This is a genomic window from Klebsiella sp. CN_Kp088, assembly GCF_040064335.1.
GTDB classification, from domain to species: domain Bacteria; phylum Pseudomonadota; class Gammaproteobacteria; order Enterobacterales; family Enterobacteriaceae; genus Klebsiella; species Klebsiella aerogenes.
In genome coordinates, this window is sequence record NZ_JBEAIQ010000020.1 from 51,200 (window position 1) to 67,386 (window position 16,187).

Below are 16,187 nucleotides of genomic sequence, written 5' to 3' on the forward strand. Positions count from 1 at the left end.
GAACGATTATGTGGCAAGAGCGACTCGCACAACTGGTGACCACCTGTCACTGGATTGGCGCAAAAGGGTGGGCGCCGGCAACCGGCGGCAATATGTCAGTACGAGAGGATGCGCGCTGGTGTTGGTTAAGTGAATCGGGGCGCGATAAGGGCAGCCTGACCAGCGACGATTTTCTACAGGTAGATATCCTAAACAATAATGCGCCGTCGGGGCGGAAACCGTCGGCGGAAACCGGGTTGCATACGCTGGTTTATCGCCTGTTTCCTGAAGCGAACGTCGTGCTGCACGTGCATACCGTGCACGCTACGGTGCTCTCACGTCTTGAAACCAGCGATACCCTGCAGCTGCAGGGCTATGAAATGCAAAAAACGCTGAGCGGGCAGCATAGCCATCTCGATAGCGTACCGGTGGCGATTTTCGATAACGATCAGGATATTGAGGCGCTGGCGGAGCGGGTTGAAGCGTATGCCCGTAGCCATCCTTTGCGTTATGGATTTTTGATCCGCGGCCACGGTTTAACCTGCTGGGGCAGGGATGTTAGCGAGGCGCGGCGTCAGCTGGAAGGGCTCGAATTTCTCTTCGAATGCGAGCTGCTGCGCCGCCGCTATGCATAAAGGTTAGGGTAAGCGCGGATAGGCATCGGCGATAGCATCGCCGGTGAACTGCGCTATCCAACCTTCCGGATTGTCAAAAATACGAATGGCGGTGAAATTCGGCTCCGAACCCATATCGAACCAGTGCGGCGTATGCGCCGGGACGGAGATCAGATCGTTCTTTTCGCACAGCACCTGAAAGACTTCATCGCCGATATGCAGGCAAAACAGCCCGGCGCCTTCGACAAAGAAGCGCACTTCATCTTCGCCATGGGTATGCTCATTGAGGAATTTAGCCCGCAGCGCCTCTTTCTGCGGATTATCCGCCCGCAGGCTAATGACATCCCAGCTCTGGTAGCCCTTTTCAGCCACCAGTTTATCAATCGCGTGCTGATAGGCCGCAATAACGGTTTCAGCGGTTGGCGCCGGGCCCAGGTAGCGATCGGCCTGCCAGCGCTCGAAGCGCACCCCTTTTGCGCGCAATTGCTGCTGGATTTCATCGGCGTTGCTGCTGTGCCAGCGTGGATGGCTGGCGTCGTTAACGGAAAAAATAGTTAATTCGCTCATGCGGGAAGTTGCTCCGGGTCGATGTCGTCAAAACGCTGAACCTGTGGATGATGGCTGGCCGGGTCGCGGTCGCCGCGTACCAGCTGCAGGGTGCGTAAACCTGCCGCTTCGGCGGCGTCCAGTTCCTGATGGATATCAGAGAGGAACAGAATGCTCGCCGGGCTATGCCCCAGTTGTTCGGCGATAGTGCGATAGGATTGAACTTCGCGTTTGGCGCCGACCAGGGTATCGAAATAGCCGCTGAAGAGATGAGTAATATCACCTTCGTCGCTGTAGCCAAATAACAATTTCTGCGCGGCAACCGAGCCTGAGGAATATACATATAAATCAATGCCCATCGCCTTCCACTTCTCCAGCGCCGGGAGTACATCGGGATAAAGATGGCCGGTAAAGTCGCCGTTCAGATAGCCCTCGCGCCAGATAATGCCCTGCAGCGCTTTCAGCGCCGTGGATTTACGATCTTCGTCCATGAAGCGGAATAGCGTGTCGATAAGCGCTGCGGTGCTGGCTTCGGGAGCGGCGATTTCTGTACGCAGATTGTCGAGAATGGTACTGACCGGCTCGACATACTGCTGCGCGCTGACAAAAGCGGCCAGCCGCTCGCGGGCATAGGGGAATAAGACGTTATGGACGAAGCGAATGTCGCTGGTGGTGCCTTCAATATCGGTCACGATAGCGCGGATCATGGTATCTCCAGAGTGGATAGTGCGCCGTGCTGCCGGTGGCGTCGGTTTGCCGCCTGCCTGCGGCAAGCGAAATAACGTTAGTATTTAGACGTCTAAGCGTCTTGATTGCCAAATATTAACATCGTGTTATAGTGGCTTCAACAACAGCATTACAATCGGAACAAAGAGAATGAGCATTAAGCCACTGATTCCTGAGAGTAAACTCCCTGCATTAGGCACCACCATTTTTACCCAGATGAGCGCGCTGGCGCAGCAGCATCAGGCCATCAATCTATCACAAGGTTTTCCGGATTTTGATGGCCCGCGTTACCTACAGGAACGGTTGGCCTGGCACGTCGCCCAGGGGGCTAACCAGTACGCTCCGATGACCGGCGTACCGGCTCTGCGCGAAGCCATTGCCGATAAAACCGCTGAGCTGTATGGCTATCGCCCGGATGCGAATAGCGATGTCACCGTCACCGCGGGGGCGACCGAAGCGCTGTATGCGGCGATCACCGCGCTGGTCAGACCCGGCGATGAGGTGATCTGCTTTGACCCGAGCTATGACAGCTACGCGCCAGCGGTAGAACTTTCCGGCGGGGTGCTGAAACGTATTGCTCTGCAGCCGCCGCATTTCCGCGTTGACTGGCAGCAGTTTGCCGCCACGTTAAGCGACCGCACCCGTTTGGTCATTCTTAATACGCCGCATAATCCATCAGCCACGGTCTGGCAGCGGGAAGATTTTGCCGCGCTGTGGCAGGCGATCGCCGAACGGGAAATCTACGTTATCAGCGACGAAGTGTATGAACATATCTGTTTTGCAGAGCAGGGCCATACCAGCGTGCTGGCCCATCCGCAGCTGCGCGAGCGGGCAGTCGCGGTCTCTTCTTTCGGTAAAACCTTTCACATGACCGGCTGGAAAGTGGGTTACTGCGTGGCGCCTGCCGCCATCAGTGCCGAGCTGCGTAAGGTGCACCAGTATTTGACGTTTGCCGTCAATACGCCCGCTCAATTGGCGCTGGCGGATATGCTGCACGCGCAGCCGGAGCACTACCGCGAACTGCCTGCGTTTTATCGGCAGCGTCGGGATCTGTTTATCGATGCGCTACGTGATAGCCGGCTGGAGATTTTGCCTTGTGAAGGGACCTACTTCTTGCTGGCCGACTATAGCGCGATCTCTGACCTTGATGACGTCAGCTTCTGTCGCTGGCTGACCACTGAAGTCGGCGTGGCGGCGATCCCGCTGTCGGTATTCTGTGCCGATCCGTTCCCGCATAAGCTGATTCGCCTGTGCTTCGCCAAGCAGCCGGAGACCCTGCTGGCGGCAGCAGACCGGCTGCGTCGCCTGTAGCTATTTCACCGTCCATGCCTGAGAAAATTGACGGTCGGCGAACATCTCGGCCAGACCGTTAATTTGCTTCAGGCGCAGCACTTCATCGGCATCCATCCCCAGCTCTTTGCTGATTTTGCTATTACTCCAGCCGAGATTGGCCAGCTCGCGGACAATTTCCGACATCGCGTGGATCTGATGGCGCCCGCGCGCCCGGTTGTGGCGGATAGTCGCGGCCATCAGGGCATCGCGCGGGGGGCTGTTCGCCGACAGACAGGTTACCGGCAAATATCCCTTGAGCTGTTTTTTCAGCGACAGCTTGCTGCCCGCCAGTTCGTGGCGGTGAAAACCGTCAACGATGGTATAGCGTTTTGACTGTTGATTCTGCACCACGATCGGTTGCGTGAAACCATTGGCCTCCAGCGAAGTTAATAACAGCCGCTTTTCCGGCGGCGCAAGGTTATTAGGGTTGTAATCGTTGGGAACCACGTCTTCCTCTTTAACCCATAGCACGCAGTCAACCGGCTGGTTGTGAAAGGGGCTATGGCGGTGCAGAGCCTGGCGAAAGTGATTCAGCGCGTCGATTTTTTCCTCTTCCGGCAGCGCTGCCAGATACTCTTCTATTTGGGTAATTAGTCGTTGTTGCATAGCAGTCCCCATTGTTGGCGTTTTTTACTTATGCGCTTGCAGTAGCTTTTATAGCGGGTGGCTTTAGTTGGGCTAAATGAGAGCTGGCGACACCAGTAATCATTGTTTAATAACACTTTGCAGACGCGCCGCCATGAAGGGATATCCCGGGTGCCGATGTCGCTCTCCTGGCTATCGGGGATATCCTCCATTCCCTGTTTTTGATACCAATGCAGATAGACCGCGATTTTATTACGATAATGCTCGGCAGTTGGCCGCGGCATGCTATCCAGCAGGAACAGGGCGTAACTCTTCCAGCTGTGGTGCCCGGGTTTATCGAGTTTGCGGTGGCCATAAAATTTGTTGTCGTACCCTGCGTAAATACCACCGCTGTGCACGCCGTTTACGCGCTGGCAAATGGCTGCCCAACGTTCTGGCTCCAGCACGTGGTACAGCCAGAGCCCCTGGCGCTGCTCCGGGCCAAAGGGTTCGCAGATGCGCATATAGCGCAGCGGCACCCCGGCCTGATACATCAGATCGTAAAGGGGGTTATAGGTATGACCGCTTTTGCTAAACCACGTCCAGATATCGGCGGTTTTCCAGTCATAAATCGGGTAGATGTACCAGGTATGGCCGCCCGGTGCCGATGTCGTCCATGGCTTATCATCGGCAAAGCGCAGTTTGCGCTGAGATGAGATGGTCATAAACCGATTAAGCGATTCATCTGCCCGGATACCCACCATCATCGCCGCCGGACGGTTTTGTGAAAACCAGTCGGCGAAATCACGGACGAACTCTTCGAAGCTCATTCCGCTGCTATAAAACGGGAAATAGCCGGGATCGGTAATGGCGTCAGCGGGCGGCTGGCGTACCCAGTTGACACCCGGCTCCCAGCATTGCCACTCCGGCGAAAATTGGGTCAGCGAATTTTGCGTGGTCAGCGGTAGGGCAACCCAATAAAATTTTTCAATGACATCCTGGTATTCGGCACGGATATTTGCGCAATGCTGAATGGTGCAGGAAAATTGCGCCTCCCAGTCGATAAACAGCACGCTGAATTTTTTGCCCATTTTCCGTGCGCAAAGCGCCGCCAGGTGCAGCATGGTGGTGGAGTCTTTTCCGCCGGAGAAAGAGATACAGATGCGTGAAAAATTTTCTAATACCCACTGTATCCGCTGCTGGCTAGCCTGAAGAACGGACTCGGGTAATGGAATTTTTATCAATGACATTACCATTAATCCTTTAATGTGATGGATGCGCTTTCACGGGTAGTGTAGAACACATTAAGGGTAAGGTTAATATGAAATGGTAATGTTTTAAGTGGGAGAAATGTAATTCACATAAACATATTCACAGAGAGAATATGTTTATGATGACAAATCAATTAATAGCCGCGTTCTGAGATATAAAGTCAGCGAATTTGGGGTTATTCAAGGATGAACGATTATAAATCATATAGGCCATTACCGGAGGGACGGGGTCGGGTAATGTGATTTCACGAAATTTAAATGATGCGCCAAAATAATTCAAAGCATGCTTCGGGATAAAGCCAATAAGATCGCTTTGATTAATTGTCGTTAAAATAGCGATCAGAGAGTTGCTGCGAAACGCGACTCTCCGTTCTGGCATGAGTTCACTTTTGTGCTGCTGGAATGCTTTTACATTCGGATCGGTTGAGACGTAAAGCGTAAATCCCTCGCGGGAAATATTTTCGTATGAATTAAGCAATTCCGCCCGCGGATGGTTCTCCCGACAAACCAGCGCAATTTCTAGTTCCTGAAAAGGCTGACAAATCGTGCTGTGGTTTGATAGTGGCGTAATGCTATAGATCAGATCCGCTTTACGGTAGGCCATCAGGTCTTCGACGCTTTCTGGCGACAGGAGTAGATCGCGGTGATCGATTTGCAGATTAGGATCCATGTGTAATTTGTTAATTAAATCCATTGTCCCCGGTGATATAAGAAGCTGTGGACTATAAATAACAAATCGTTTACTCAACTCGGAATGATTGGCGATGTTAATTGTTTTTTCTAATTGGTTGAGATTTTTTTCCAGATGGTGATGTAAGTTCATGCCCACGGTTGTCGGGGTAATTCCTTTACCAGAACGCACAAATAGCGGGTCGTTTAATTGATTACGTAATCTCTGCAGCGACTGACTGACCGCAGAAGGGGTAATAAACAGCGTCTCTGCCGCTTTACTAATGCTAAGGTGCTGATAAATGCACTCGAAGATAACCAACAGGTTTAGATCGAATTTTTTTAAGTCATAAAGGTTGGCCATGCTTAACGTCCTGTTTATGTTGCATCGAGGCGAACGGATTATTATTTCTTACCGTTATACATTTGTGGCGATGCCATCAAATATCATTATTAAAGCTAAATATACAATTAATCCCTACTAAATGTATACCAACCAATCGTGTTCCGCCAGATCCTTTTTTGTCCTTAAGCACCTGGCGGAAATGGGTTATTTTTTACTGCTGGCTTTCCCCCATCATCACCTGCAGTTTTTCTTTATCGGGTAATCCTACTACCTGCTGCAGCATGTTGTCTTTATTCATATAGTAAATAGCCGGAGTGGCGTTAGCACCGAGGTCATCCATCAGCTGCTGATTGATATTCAGCGTCCTCATCAAGGCAGCAGGGATATCCGCCGGTACGTTCAGCTTCAGTTTGCCGTTGGATTGTTCGTAATCATGCCAGGTTTGCGCCGGGTTTTTGCTGGCCAGAATCGCTGCCGCGGTGGCCGGGCTCTCTGGTTTAATCACACCGACCAATAAGGTGCGTAGTTGCACCTTACCGGAATCAACCCACGGCCGCGCCTGTTGCCAGAACTGTTTACAGTAGGGGCAGAAAGGGTCGGCAAACACATAAAGGACGATGGGCGCCTCTTTTTTGCCTTCCAGAAGCCAGTCAGCGGACTCGAGTTTTTTCCACATCGCCTGTCCGGCCGGGGTATAGAGTTCTTTCTGGAAAAGCTGTTCGCTCAGATTGTTACCGTTTTCGTCGTACATATAGCCGGAAATGGCGTGCTTACCGTCGGGGGTGAGATAAATAGCAACGCCCATATCCTGATACTTCCCGAGCCAGCCTTTGACGCCGCCGGGGGCTTCAAAGGGCTTAATGATAGTAATACCCTGTTTTTCTATTGCTTTTACGGGGGCGGGGAGGTCTTCGGCGTAGCTACACAACGGCAGCAGGCTCAGGAAAAGCAGTCGTTTTAGCATGAGTATTCCTTTTAAATCAGAAGCTAACATGTTGTGGAGGTGAAACCTATCGCAGCCATAGATAACACCTGCCAGGGGCCAGGTTGCCCTTTGATTCGGTGAATGATGTAATCACCCATGCTGTTACATTAAGGTGTAGAGCGCAACATATTGCCAGCCATTCTGGCGCTGAAGCTACCTGCGGGTATTTCAGGTAACGGGGCCGCCTGAGAGGGCGGCCTTTTTACTTTCAGCGAAATGAGGCGAAACACGGGGAAAAACCGCGATCGCGACGGCAGGTTCACAAAGTTGTCTTGTTACGGTTGTTAGATAACGCTTATTGATTTGATAATGCAAACGCATTGGTCGAGTCAGGAAAAATTCGTTAACTTAGACCTCAACAAAAACACGGAGGAAGTATCGATGTCTTTAATTAATACCAAAATCAAACCTTTCAAAAACCAGGCATTCAAAAACGGTGAATTCATCGAAGTTACCGAAAAAGACACTGAAGGCCGCTGGAGCGTCTTCTTCTTCTACCCGGCCGACTTCACTTTCGTTTGCCCGACCGAACTGGGCGACGTGGCTGACCATTACGAAGAGCTGCAGAAACTGGGCGTAGACGTTTACTCTGTTTCTACCGACACCCACTTTACCCACAAAGCGTGGCACAGCAGCTCTGACACCATCGCTAAAATCAAATACGCGATGATCGGCGACCCGACTGGCGCCCTGACCCGTAACTTCGACAATATGCGTGAAGATGAAGGTCTGGCTGACCGCGCGACCTTCGTCGTTGACCCGCAGGGTATCATCCAGGCAATCGAAGTTACCGCTGAAGGTATCGGCCGTGATGCGTCTGACCTGCTGCGTAAAATCAAAGCCGCTCAGTACGTTGCTTCCCATCCAGGCGAAGTGTGCCCGGCTAAGTGGAAAGAAGGCGAAGCGACTCTGGCTCCTTCTTTAGATCTGGTTGGTAAGATCTAATTCGTTTTATTCCCGCTAATCAACGGGCGCACCAGCGCCCGTTTTATTCCAACACCATGATGCAAGCGCATTCAGGCTGCCTGACTAAGGCCGCTTGCATGATGATGTTTTAAGCCCAGGAGATAAAAATGCTCGACACCAACATGAAAACCCAGCTCAAGGCCTATCTTGAGAAGCTGACCAAACCTGTTGAGCTGATTGCCACGCTGGATGACAGCGCTAAATCGGCAGAGATCAAGGAACTGTTGGCTGAAATCGCTGAACTGTCAGACAAAGTTACCTTTAAAGAAGACAACACGCTGGCGGTACGTAAGCCATCGTTCCTGATTACTAACCCAGGTTCCAACCAGGGGCCGCGTTTTGCTGGTTCTCCCCTGGGACATGAGTTCACCTCATTAGTACTGGCGCTACTGTGGACCGGCGGTCATCCGTCGAAAGAAGCGCAGTCGCTGCTGGAGCAGATCCGCAACCTTGACGGTGATTTTGAATTCGAGACTTACTACTCGCTCTCTTGCCACAACTGCCCGGACGTGGTGCAGGCGCTGAACCTGATGGCGGTGCTGAACCCGCGCATCAAACACACGGCGATTGATGGTGGAACCTTCCAGAATGAAATCACCGATCGCAACGTGATGGGCGTACCGGCGGTGTTTGTGAATGGTCAGGAGTTTGGTCAAGGTCGTATGACGCTGACTGAAATCGTCGCCAAAGTGGATACCGGCGCGGAAAAACGCGCGGCGGAAGAGCTGAACAAACGCGATGCTTATGATGTTCTGATCGTCGGTTCCGGCCCGTCTGGCGCCGCGGCGGCGGTATACTCCGCGCGTAAAGGCATTCGTACCGGCCTGATGGGCGAACGTTTCGGCGGCCAGGTGCTGGATACTGTAGATATCGAAAACTATATTTCCGTACCGAAAACCGAAGGCCAAAAACTGGCCGGCGCCCTGAAAGCGCACGTCAGTGAATATGATGTTGATGTGATTGATTCACAAAGCGCGGCAAAACTGATCCCGGCAGCCGTCGAAGGTGGGCTGCATCAGATCGAAACCGCCTCCGGCGCGGTGCTGAAAGCGCGCAGCGTGATCATCGCAACCGGCGCCAAATGGCGTAATATGAACGTGCCTGGTGAAGACCAATACCGCACTAAGGGCGTAACCTACTGCCCGCACTGCGACGGCCCGTTGTTTAAAGGTAAACGAGTGGCGGTGATTGGCGGCGGTAACTCTGGCGTTGAAGCGGCAATTGATTTGGCGGGCGTCGTTGAACACGTGACGTTGCTGGAGTTCGCGCCAGAAATGAAAGCCGACCAGGTGCTGCAGGATAAAGTACGCAGCCTGAAAAATGTCGATATTATTCTCAACGCCCAGACCACCGAAGTGGTTGGCGACGGTAGTAAGGTGACGGGGCTGCAGTACCGCGACCGCGTCAGCGGCGATGAGCATCATGTCGCGTTAGCTGGTATTTTTGTCCAGATCGGTCTGTTGCCGAATACCAACTGGCTGGAAGGTACGGTTGAGCGTAACCGCATGGGTGAAATCATCATTGATGCCAAATGTGAAACCAACGTGAAGGGCGTATTTGCCGCCGGCGACTGCACTACTGTGCCGTACAAACAAATTATTATCGCCACTGGCGAAGGTGCGAAGGCTTCTTTGAGCTCATTCGATTATCTGATTCGTACCAAAAGCGCATAAAAAGTCGTAAGACAACACCTGCACACAGCAAAGAGGCGACCCTGGGGTCGCCTCTTTTTTTGCTTATTGCACCGTTCCGTTATCTCACGACCATTACCGGAATATGGGCATGACGAATCACGCTTGAGGCGTTTGAACCCAGTAAATGGGTGCTGATCGACGGATTACGTGAACCGATGACTACCACGTCAGCTTTGATTTCATTGGCCAGTTCATTAACCATATCGCGGACGTTGCCGAAACGCACATGGCTCTTAATACGTGAAGGGTCAATGCTAAAGTGGCCGACCATGGCCTGTAAGCGAGTTTCCGCTTCATGCTGTAAATGCTCTTCAAAGCGGCGCAGATCGGCGGTAAAACGGCTCATGGTGAAGCTGGATGAACCGGGTAAGACGTGAAGTAAATGAATAATACCGTCCTGTTGGGCGAGAAACTCTGCATGGCGGACAGCCTTGTCGCTCAGCTCCATTTCAAAGACATCAACCGGCATAATGATAGTTTTATACATATGCATTTCTCCTTGTTTGTCTGTTTCTATATCAACATATTATACAAGGATATTGTGGCATTCAGGTCGCAAAACTGTATACGCCGTCACGGGATGAGGTAAAAATTTGTCAGAGAGGAAGGGAAACAGAAAGAGGATGACGAGGCATCCTCTGAATAAAGCGTGAAACGCCTCAGGCAGCGGGGTATTTAGCGGTGGAATTCACCTGCGGCTTCCGGCTGGTACAGCAATTCCAGCACTTCCAGATGCGCCGATGCGCCGCCGGGTAACTCCCAATGAATGGAGGTCCCGACTTTCAGCCCGAGCAGCGCCGCGCCAACCGGCGCCAGAACCGAAAGCTGAGTGGCGCTATCGGTCGCCTGCGCCGGGAAAACCAGTGTCCGCACACGTTCTTCACCGCTGGTTAAGTCGCGGAAGCGGACTTTGCTGTTCATGCTGACGACGTCGTGCGGCATTGCTTCCGGCGCCAGCATTTGCGCGCGGTCCAGTTCGTCGTTCAGGGCATCGGCCACCGGTGAATTAGCATACGCCGGCTGTTCAAGCAGTCTGTCGATACGTTCAGCATCAAATTCATTAATAATGATTGCGGGTCTGGTCATTGCATACTCCATGTTATCCAGGAACCTTTTCCGTAAAAGAAAACCCTCGCCGAAAGGGGCAAGGGTTAATGTCCCTTCATCATACTGAGACTTGCCTGATGTTTGAAGTGATTAAGCGCACATTCAGCGCATCGTTAGCAAAAGCAGATGAAATGGGCGCATCGCTTTGTTATCAAGAACCGACTTTGTCCAGCACAAACTGCTTAGCGCAGTTGCCCGGATGCGGCTGCGGCAGGAACGAATCTGCGCCCAGCGGAGCATTGATCGCGCTAGCTTTGATGGAGATTTGCATTTCCGTTAAATAAGCGGGATTGCCGTCACAGGTTAATTTAAAGGCTTTCACGTTTTGCGCGCCATAGGCTTTGGTGACGGCGGCATCAAAATCGCTACGGCTAACGGTTTGTCCGTAATGTTTCGCCAGAAAATCGCCGATTGCGCTTTGCTTCACTTCGCCATTCAGGCGCACCATCGTGCCGAAGTAGCTATCCGGATCGAAGCCGAAACAGACGCCATGTTTGGCATACTCATAGCGTTCCAGGCAGGAGTTACCGCCGGACCCCGGCATCACGCTATTCAGCTTATTGGCCATTTCCAGCGATAGCCCGGTTTCCGCGGCCTGGCATTTACGCCCGGCTCTGACTTCCGGCATATTGGGGATAGGGCGCGTCGCGCAGCCGTAGCGCATCCAGCGGCGCTCATCGACGCCGCGCGAGGCGATCGACTTCGGCAGGCCCGGCCACAGGCCGTGTACCGTCAGAAAATCGGCTTTGTTGCGTTCTTCCTGCTGTAGCCGGCACTCCTCTGGTTCATTACGATTCCTATCCAGCATGCTCTGACAAAAACCGGTTTGCCAGGACAATGCCAGCACGTAACGATCGAAATCACCGTATTTCGTCGCGGTAAGCGGTTCTGCGCCAACCTTTGTTGCGCCGAGTAAAAGGGCAATGGCGACGACATCCTTCCTGAACATTTTTATTCCTGATAGTGGGAGATGATTAATTGCTGGGATTTATTAAAGCATAAAAAAGGCGCCTGCTGGCGCCTTTTCACTGCGGTTTGTGGTTTATTGAATCGCGGCGCCGGGGACCAGAATCTCGGTGGCGATGATCACCACTAACAGGCCGACGATAACGGGAACCGAGGTGCGTTTAACAACTTCGAACGGAGAAACCTTCGCCATTCCCGCCACCGCCACCACCACGCCGGAAACCGGTGAAATGGTGCGTCCCAGATTCGATGCCTGCAACATAGGGATCGACAGATAGGCCGGGTTGATGCCGGAAGAGTGGGCAAGCTTCGGGATCATCTCAACGAAGGCGTAAAACGGCGCGTTGCCGGAACCGGTGGTCATCGCCGCCAGCATGGTCAGGACGACTAATACCAACATCAGGATGATGCTGGCGGATCCGAACGAGGTCGCAATAGAGATAAGACCGTCGATAAAACCGATAGTGCTCAGACCCTGGGCAAATACGCCCGCCGCCACCAACAGCATGACGACGCTGGCGAAGGCGTCCGCCATGCCGCGATAGGCGGCTTCCAGCCCGGTGAAGACCTTTTTAGTGTCAAAACTGCGCAGGAATTCCAGGACTGAAGCCAGCACCATACAGATCACCAGAATCGTGATGATGTGTAACTCCGGCCCCCATTTGCCGTCAAAAATCAGCACGCCGATAATCGGTGTGAAAGGCAGAATGGCGTACAGCCCCGGGGCGGTGGTGGTTATCTCATTGACGTCGAGCATCTCGTGCAAGGCGTTCTCTTTTTTATCGAGGTAGCGCTGCCAGAAGAAGTGAGCGATGGCCATACAGACGATAGCGGCAATCGAGATAGGTAAAGTGGTTTTGAAAGCGAAATCAATCAACGGCATTTCGGCAGCTTTGGCCGCCAGCACTACGTCACCGGAGGTTGGTGACAGGATCAACGCGGCAGGGGAGGCGCAAATCGCCGCCGCGGCGCCGCGGCTGATGCCGACATTGACCATTACCGGAAACAGCGTCGCCATCAGCAGCACCCCAAGGCCAGTTGCCGAGGAGACCGCCAGCGACATCAGGCAGGCGAGGAAGTAGGCGGCAATCATCAACAGATAAGGCGAGTTAATATATTGCAGCGGCTTAGAGGCCAGTTTAACCACCATATCGTTGGCGCCGATATGGGTCATATAGGTGGCGAAACCGCAGAGCATCATAATCATCATGCCGAGGTCGCCGCCGCGGCTCATGAGCAGTATTTTAATATATTCAAAGATGTCGGTTGCGGTGTAACCCGTAGTGGCGGCGCTGGCCGGGAGAACTTTATGTCCCATAATGGCGCTGGCGATAAGCAAGATTAAACCGCCGACAAACAGCACCCCTGTCGCGGAATAACCTTTTATAATGTAGCGGGCGACGCCCACAATAACCACGACCCCGATAAGGATCTCAACAAGCGTAAGCATACTTTACCCCTAAGCCATTAACCCAAAGAATCTGCTGATATCTAAAGCACTACAAAAATTAAGTGATGGAATGTGCCCAAAAAACGGACAGAACTTGCTGACCCAAATCAATAAACTACTGAGAATTGACTAATCAGAACCCGTGGCACGGCTAACATCACAAAAGTTGTCTACCAGCATGAGCTTTTTGCTATGGCGCAATTCAGGATTTTGCCTTATTCCGTTAACAGTCTATTAAGATTACATTTGTTACTTTACTTCGTTTTTAAAATTGCAATCGGTAATAGAGAAGTGTTTAAACTACGTCAATTTACATTATTTATGCTTGCGCTGTCCGGCCTGCTGCTGTCGTCCGGCTATGCTAACGCCTCGTTCTCGTCAACGCTCCGCGATGGCTACAATACGCTGACGGACAATGTCGCGCAAACCTGGAACGAGCCTGAGCACTACGATCTCTACATCCCGGCGATCACCTGGCACGCGCGCTTTGCCTATGACAAAGAGAAAACCGATAAGTATAACGAACGCCCATGGGGCGCGGGATTTGGCATGTCGCGTTGGGACGAGAAAGGTAACTGGCACGGCCTTTATCTGATGGCGTTTAAAGATTCCTTTAATAAGTGGGAGCCGATTGGCGGCTATGGCTGGGAAAAAACCTGGCGCCCGCTGGCCGACGACAACTTCCATCTTGGCCTTGGTTACACCCTTGGCGTAACGGCGCGCGACAACTGGAACTATATCCCGATCCCGGTGGTGCTGCCGCTGGCATCGATTGGCTACGGCCCGGCGACGTTCCAGATGACCTACATCCCCGGCACTTATAACAACGGCAACGTTTATTTTGCCTGGGCACGCATTCAGTTTTAATCGTTATAACGTAGTGACAAAAGTGATAAGTTCTTTGTCTTGTTGAAAAACAATGACTAACGTAACTGTCGGCTATAAAGATAGAGACTTTTATCACTTTTTAAGAAAGTTACGCTGGACAAAAGGCATCACAATTGATGTACTGGTATCCGACACAGCATTAGTGTCGTTTTTTAATTTAAAGGTAATTTTGATGTCTAAGATTAAAGGTAACGTTAAGTGGTTTAATGAGTCCAAAGGATTCGGTTTCATTACTCCGGAAGATGGCAGCAAAGATGTATTCGTACACTTCTCTGCAATCCAGTCCAACGGTTTCAAAACTCTGGCTGAAGGTCAGCGCGTAGAGTTCGAAATCACTAACGGTGCCAAAGGCCCTTCTGCTGCAAACGTAATGGCTATCTAACCAACGCGTCAGTAGAATATAAAAACCCGCTTATAGCGGGTTTTTTTTTGCCTGTCGTTAGCGGGCGGCTGACTGTGAGAACAGCCAGAATGCCGTCGCGGTCATGGCGAAAGAACCCAGTAGATTGACCAGCACGTTTAACAATGCCCAACTGAAACGCCCCTGCTGGAGCAGGAAGACCACTTCTGCTGAAAAGGTGGAGAAAGTCGTCAGGCCGCCGCAGAAACCGGTAGTGATAAGCAGTTTCCACATCGGATCGACATGCGTTAGACGATTGAACCACGCCAGCCCGGCGCCGATAATAAATGCGCCCAGCAGGTTAGCGATTAGCGTGCCAATGGGAATCGCATGATGCATGGGATTAAATTTCATGCCCAGCCACCAGCGCAACACGCTGCCGGTTCCGCCGCCAACAAAAACGGCTAAAAGGAGTTGTAACACGGTCATTTCCTGCTATTTGGTTAGGTATAAGGCCGAGTGTAGCGCGCCAAAGGCGTTTTTGGCTATGGATTCGAAGTGGGAGAAAGAGATGCGGGTAGCAGCAGGGCAATTTGCCGTCACGGCGCAGTGGCAAACTAATGCGCAGATCTGCGTTGAACTGATGCGTCAGGCGGCAGAATGCGGGGTATCGTTACTGGTCTTACCCGAGGCGTTGCTGGCGCGGGCCGATAACGATCCTGATATGTCGGTAAAATCAGCGCAGGCGCTGGACGGCGGCTTCATGCAGCAACTGCTGGCCGAAAGTCGGAGTAATGACTTAACCACGATATTAACGCTGCACGTGCCCTCTGGCGAAGGGCGCGCGAGCAATACCCTGGTCGCAATACGACAGGGGATGATTAGCGCACAATACCAGAAACTCCATTTGTACGATGCGTTTAATATGCAGGAGTCGCGGCTGGTGGATGCCGGCGAACAAATTCCGCCGTTAATTGATGTAAATGGGATGCGAATCGGCTTAATGACCTGCTACGATTTACGCTTTCCCGAATTAGCGCTATCGTTAGCGTTAAAGGGTGCCGATGTGTTGGTGCTTCCTGCCGCGTGGGTTCGCGGGCCATTGAAAGAACATCACTGGGCGACGCTGCTGGCGGCAAGAGCGCTGGATACCACCTGCTACATTATTGCGGCAGGCGAATGTGGAACGCGTAATATCGGTCAGAGCCGGATTATCGATCCGCTCGGTACCACCATTGCTGGCGCCGCTGCCCAGCCGCAGCTGATTTTTGCTGAGATATCCGCAGATTATATTCGTCAGGTGCGTGAGAGTTTGCCGGTGCTGCGTAATCGCAGATTTGCGCCACCGCAATTATTGTGACGTTTTTTTAAACAAGGCTTGATTCACCTTGTTACAGATTGCTATTGTGTCGGCGCGTCAAATAGCCGTTAATTGTATGCGTATATGTGTATGATGGCGTATTCGCAGCTTGAGCTTGTATAGAGAAGAAGGTTAGCTATGGGTGAGATTAGTATTACCAAACTGCTGGTAGTCGCAGCGCTGATTATTTTAGTGTTTGGTACCAAAAAATTACGCACGCTGGGTGGAGACCTGGGTTCGGCTATCAAAGGCTTCAAGAAAGCCATGAATGATGACGATGACAGTGCCAAAAAGACCAGCGCTGAGGAAGACGCGCCGGCACAGAAGCTCTCTCATAAAGAGTAATTAATCACGGGCTCCCGACGAACGGGGGCGCGTCGCGGC

General features: G+C 52.2%; 19 protein-coding genes. 8 read left to right on the forward strand and 11 right to left on the reverse strand.

Features of this window, described 5'->3' with window-relative positions:
- Window positions 1-8: 8 nt before the first annotated feature.
- Window positions 9-614 carry a methylthioribulose 1-phosphate dehydratase gene (locus ABLV08_RS10375; RefSeq protein WP_234275876.1) on the forward strand — a complete coding sequence of 202 codons (606 nt, stop codon included), beginning with the start codon at window positions 9-11 and terminating at the stop codon, window positions 612-614.
- Window positions 615-617: 3 nt separating this feature from the next.
- Here ABLV08_RS10375 and ABLV08_RS10380 read toward each other — a convergent pair whose 3' ends face one another.
- Both ABLV08_RS10380 and mtnC read right to left on the reverse strand, forming a co-directional pair.
- Window positions 618-1,160: an acireductone dioxygenase gene (locus ABLV08_RS10380; RefSeq protein WP_015367755.1), complete on the reverse strand. Its 543-nt coding sequence runs from the start codon at window positions 1,158-1,160 to the stop codon at window positions 618-620.
- Window positions 1,157-1,846, reverse strand: coding sequence for an acireductone synthase (gene mtnC / locus ABLV08_RS10385; protein WP_047055660.1), 690 nt, complete (start codon window positions 1,844-1,846; stop codon window positions 1,157-1,159). Before mtnC ends, ABLV08_RS10380 begins: the two co-directional genes overlap by 4 nt.
- Before the next feature lie 184 nt (window positions 1,847-2,030).
- Between mtnC and ABLV08_RS10390 the strand changes: the two genes are divergently transcribed.
- Entirely contained in the window at window positions 2,031-3,176 is a 1,146-nt protein-coding gene (locus ABLV08_RS10390) for a pyridoxal phosphate-dependent aminotransferase (RefSeq protein ID WP_348855831.1), read from the forward strand.
- On the opposite strand, the gene ABLV08_RS10395 is transcribed toward ABLV08_RS10390, so the two are convergent.
- The 4 genes from ABLV08_RS10395 to dsbG form a co-directional block, all read right to left on the reverse strand.
- Complete coding sequence (locus ABLV08_RS10395) at window positions 3,177-3,803, reverse strand: ParB/RepB/Spo0J family partition protein (RefSeq protein WP_045366436.1); 627 nt, start codon at window positions 3,801-3,803, stop codon at window positions 3,177-3,179.
- The gene (locus tag ABLV08_RS10400; protein ID WP_348855821.1) at window positions 3,788-5,011 is read right to left on the reverse strand and encodes a DUF3440 domain-containing protein; all 1,224 of its coding nucleotides are present in this window, start codon (window positions 5,009-5,011) and stop codon (window positions 3,788-3,790) included. The genes ABLV08_RS10395 and ABLV08_RS10400 overlap by 16 nt, the downstream gene beginning before the upstream one ends.
- A gap of 151 nt (window positions 5,012-5,162) precedes the next feature.
- Complete coding sequence (locus ABLV08_RS10405; RefSeq protein WP_045381440.1) at window positions 5,163-6,065, reverse strand: LysR family transcriptional regulator; 903 nt, start codon at window positions 6,063-6,065, stop codon at window positions 5,163-5,165.
- A 193-nt stretch (window positions 6,066-6,258) separates the two neighbouring features.
- Entirely contained in the window at window positions 6,259-7,011 is a 753-nt protein-coding gene (gene dsbG / locus ABLV08_RS10410; protein WP_032712855.1) for a thiol:disulfide interchange protein DsbG, read from the reverse strand.
- A 402-nt stretch (window positions 7,012-7,413) separates the two neighbouring features.
- On the opposite strand from dsbG, the gene ahpC reads away from it, so the two are divergent.
- Together ahpC and ahpF are read left to right on the forward strand one after the other, a co-directional pair.
- Window positions 7,414-7,977 (forward strand): alkyl hydroperoxide reductase subunit C, encoded by a 564-nt coding sequence (gene ahpC, locus ABLV08_RS10415; protein WP_004859485.1) that lies wholly within the window; start codon window positions 7,414-7,416, stop codon window positions 7,975-7,977.
- Window positions 7,978-8,105: 128 nt separating this feature from the next.
- Entirely contained in the window at window positions 8,106-9,671 is a 1,566-nt protein-coding gene (gene ahpF, locus ABLV08_RS10420) for an alkyl hydroperoxide reductase subunit F (RefSeq protein WP_015367747.1), read from the forward strand.
- Between the two features lie 79 nt (window positions 9,672-9,750).
- Here ahpF and uspG read toward each other — a convergent pair whose 3' ends face one another.
- The 4 genes from uspG to dcuC form a co-directional block, all read right to left on the reverse strand.
- The gene (gene uspG, locus ABLV08_RS10425; protein ID WP_348855822.1) at window positions 9,751-10,179 is read right to left on the reverse strand and encodes a universal stress protein UspG; all 429 of its coding nucleotides are present in this window, start codon (window positions 10,177-10,179) and stop codon (window positions 9,751-9,753) included.
- Between the two features lie 188 nt (window positions 10,180-10,367).
- Window positions 10,368-10,778 (reverse strand): nucleoside diphosphate kinase regulator, encoded by a 411-nt coding sequence (rnk, locus tag ABLV08_RS10430; RefSeq protein ID WP_015367745.1) that lies wholly within the window; start codon window positions 10,776-10,778, stop codon window positions 10,368-10,370.
- 172 nt (window positions 10,779-10,950) lie between these two features.
- Entirely contained in the window at window positions 10,951-11,748 is a 798-nt protein-coding gene (rna, locus tag ABLV08_RS10435) for a ribonuclease I (RefSeq protein WP_348855823.1), read from the reverse strand.
- A 93-nt stretch (window positions 11,749-11,841) separates the two neighbouring features.
- Window positions 11,842-13,215 (reverse strand): anaerobic C4-dicarboxylate transporter DcuC, encoded by a 1,374-nt coding sequence (gene dcuC / locus ABLV08_RS10440; protein WP_348855824.1) that lies wholly within the window; start codon window positions 13,213-13,215, stop codon window positions 11,842-11,844.
- Between the two features lie 291 nt (window positions 13,216-13,506).
- Here dcuC and pagP point away from each other — a divergent pair, with 291 nt between their 5' ends.
- Window positions 13,507-14,082, forward strand: coding sequence for a lipid IV(A) palmitoyltransferase PagP (gene pagP, locus ABLV08_RS10445; RefSeq protein ID WP_162184293.1), 576 nt, complete (start codon window positions 13,507-13,509; stop codon window positions 14,080-14,082).
- 193 nt (window positions 14,083-14,275) lie between these two features.
- Window positions 14,276-14,485: a transcription antiterminator/RNA stability regulator CspE gene (gene cspE, locus ABLV08_RS10450; RefSeq protein WP_012542460.1), complete on the forward strand. Its 210-nt coding sequence runs from the start codon at window positions 14,276-14,278 to the stop codon at window positions 14,483-14,485.
- 57 nt (window positions 14,486-14,542) lie between these two features.
- On the opposite strand, the gene crcB is transcribed toward cspE, so the two are convergent.
- Window positions 14,543-14,926 carry a fluoride efflux transporter CrcB gene (gene crcB / locus ABLV08_RS10455; protein ID WP_015367741.1) on the reverse strand — a complete coding sequence of 128 codons (384 nt, stop codon included), beginning with the start codon at window positions 14,924-14,926 and terminating at the stop codon, window positions 14,543-14,545.
- A gap of 88 nt (window positions 14,927-15,014) precedes the next feature.
- On the opposite strand from crcB, the gene ABLV08_RS10460 reads away from it, so the two are divergent.
- Window positions 15,015-15,803 (forward strand): deaminated glutathione amidase, encoded by a 789-nt coding sequence (locus ABLV08_RS10460; protein ID WP_047039031.1) that lies wholly within the window; start codon window positions 15,015-15,017, stop codon window positions 15,801-15,803.
- 138 nt (window positions 15,804-15,941) lie between these two features.
- Window positions 15,942-16,148 (forward strand): twin-arginine translocase subunit TatE, encoded by a 207-nt coding sequence (gene tatE, locus ABLV08_RS10465; RefSeq protein ID WP_004859519.1) that lies wholly within the window; start codon window positions 15,942-15,944, stop codon window positions 16,146-16,148.
- The last annotated feature ends 39 nt before the right edge of the window (window positions 16,149-16,187 follow it).

Excerpts from the sequence above, each read along its gene's own strand:
- rna (WP_348855823.1), bottom strand. The coding sequence starts at position 11,748 with ATGTTCAGGAAGGATGTCGTCGCCATTGCCCTTTTACTCGGCGCAACA.
- ABLV08_RS10395 (WP_045366436.1), bottom strand. The coding sequence starts at position 3,803 with ATGCAACAACGACTAATTACCCAAATAGAAGAGTATCTGGCAGCGCTG.
- ABLV08_RS10460 (WP_047039031.1), top strand. The coding sequence starts at position 15,015 with ATGCGGGTAGCAGCAGGGCAATTTGCCGTCACGGCGCAGTGGCAAACT.
- ahpC (WP_004859485.1), top strand. The coding sequence starts at position 7,414 with ATGTCTTTAATTAATACCAAAATCAAACCTTTCAAAAACCAGGCATTC.
- ABLV08_RS10375 (WP_234275876.1), top strand. The coding sequence starts at position 9 with ATGTGGCAAGAGCGACTCGCACAACTGGTGACCACCTGTCACTGGATT.
- dcuC (WP_348855824.1), bottom strand. The coding sequence starts at position 13,215 with ATGCTTACGCTTGTTGAGATCCTTATCGGGGTCGTGGTTATTGTGGGC.
- ABLV08_RS10380 (WP_015367755.1), bottom strand. The coding sequence starts at position 1,160 with ATGAGCGAATTAACTATTTTTTCCGTTAACGACGCCAGCCATCCACGC.
- ABLV08_RS10400 (WP_348855821.1), bottom strand. The coding sequence starts at position 5,011 with ATGTCATTGATAAAAATTCCATTACCCGAGTCCGTTCTTCAGGCTAGC.
- mtnC (WP_047055660.1), bottom strand. The coding sequence starts at position 1,846 with ATGATCCGCGCTATCGTGACCGATATTGAAGGCACCACCAGCGACATT.
- uspG (WP_348855822.1), bottom strand. The coding sequence starts at position 10,179 with ATGTATAAAACTATCATTATGCCGGTTGATGTCTTTGAAATGGAGCTG.
- rnk (WP_015367745.1), bottom strand. The coding sequence starts at position 10,778 with ATGACCAGACCCGCAATCATTATTAATGAATTTGATGCTGAACGTATC.
- cspE (WP_012542460.1), top strand. The coding sequence starts at position 14,276 with ATGTCTAAGATTAAAGGTAACGTTAAGTGGTTTAATGAGTCCAAAGGA.
- tatE (WP_004859519.1), top strand. The coding sequence starts at position 15,942 with ATGGGTGAGATTAGTATTACCAAACTGCTGGTAGTCGCAGCGCTGATT.
- dsbG (WP_032712855.1), bottom strand. The coding sequence starts at position 7,011 with ATGCTAAAACGACTGCTTTTCCTGAGCCTGCTGCCGTTGTGTAGCTAC.
- ABLV08_RS10405 (WP_045381440.1), bottom strand. The coding sequence starts at position 6,065 with ATGGCCAACCTTTATGACTTAAAAAAATTCGATCTAAACCTGTTGGTT.
- ahpF (WP_015367747.1), top strand. The coding sequence starts at position 8,106 with ATGCTCGACACCAACATGAAAACCCAGCTCAAGGCCTATCTTGAGAAG.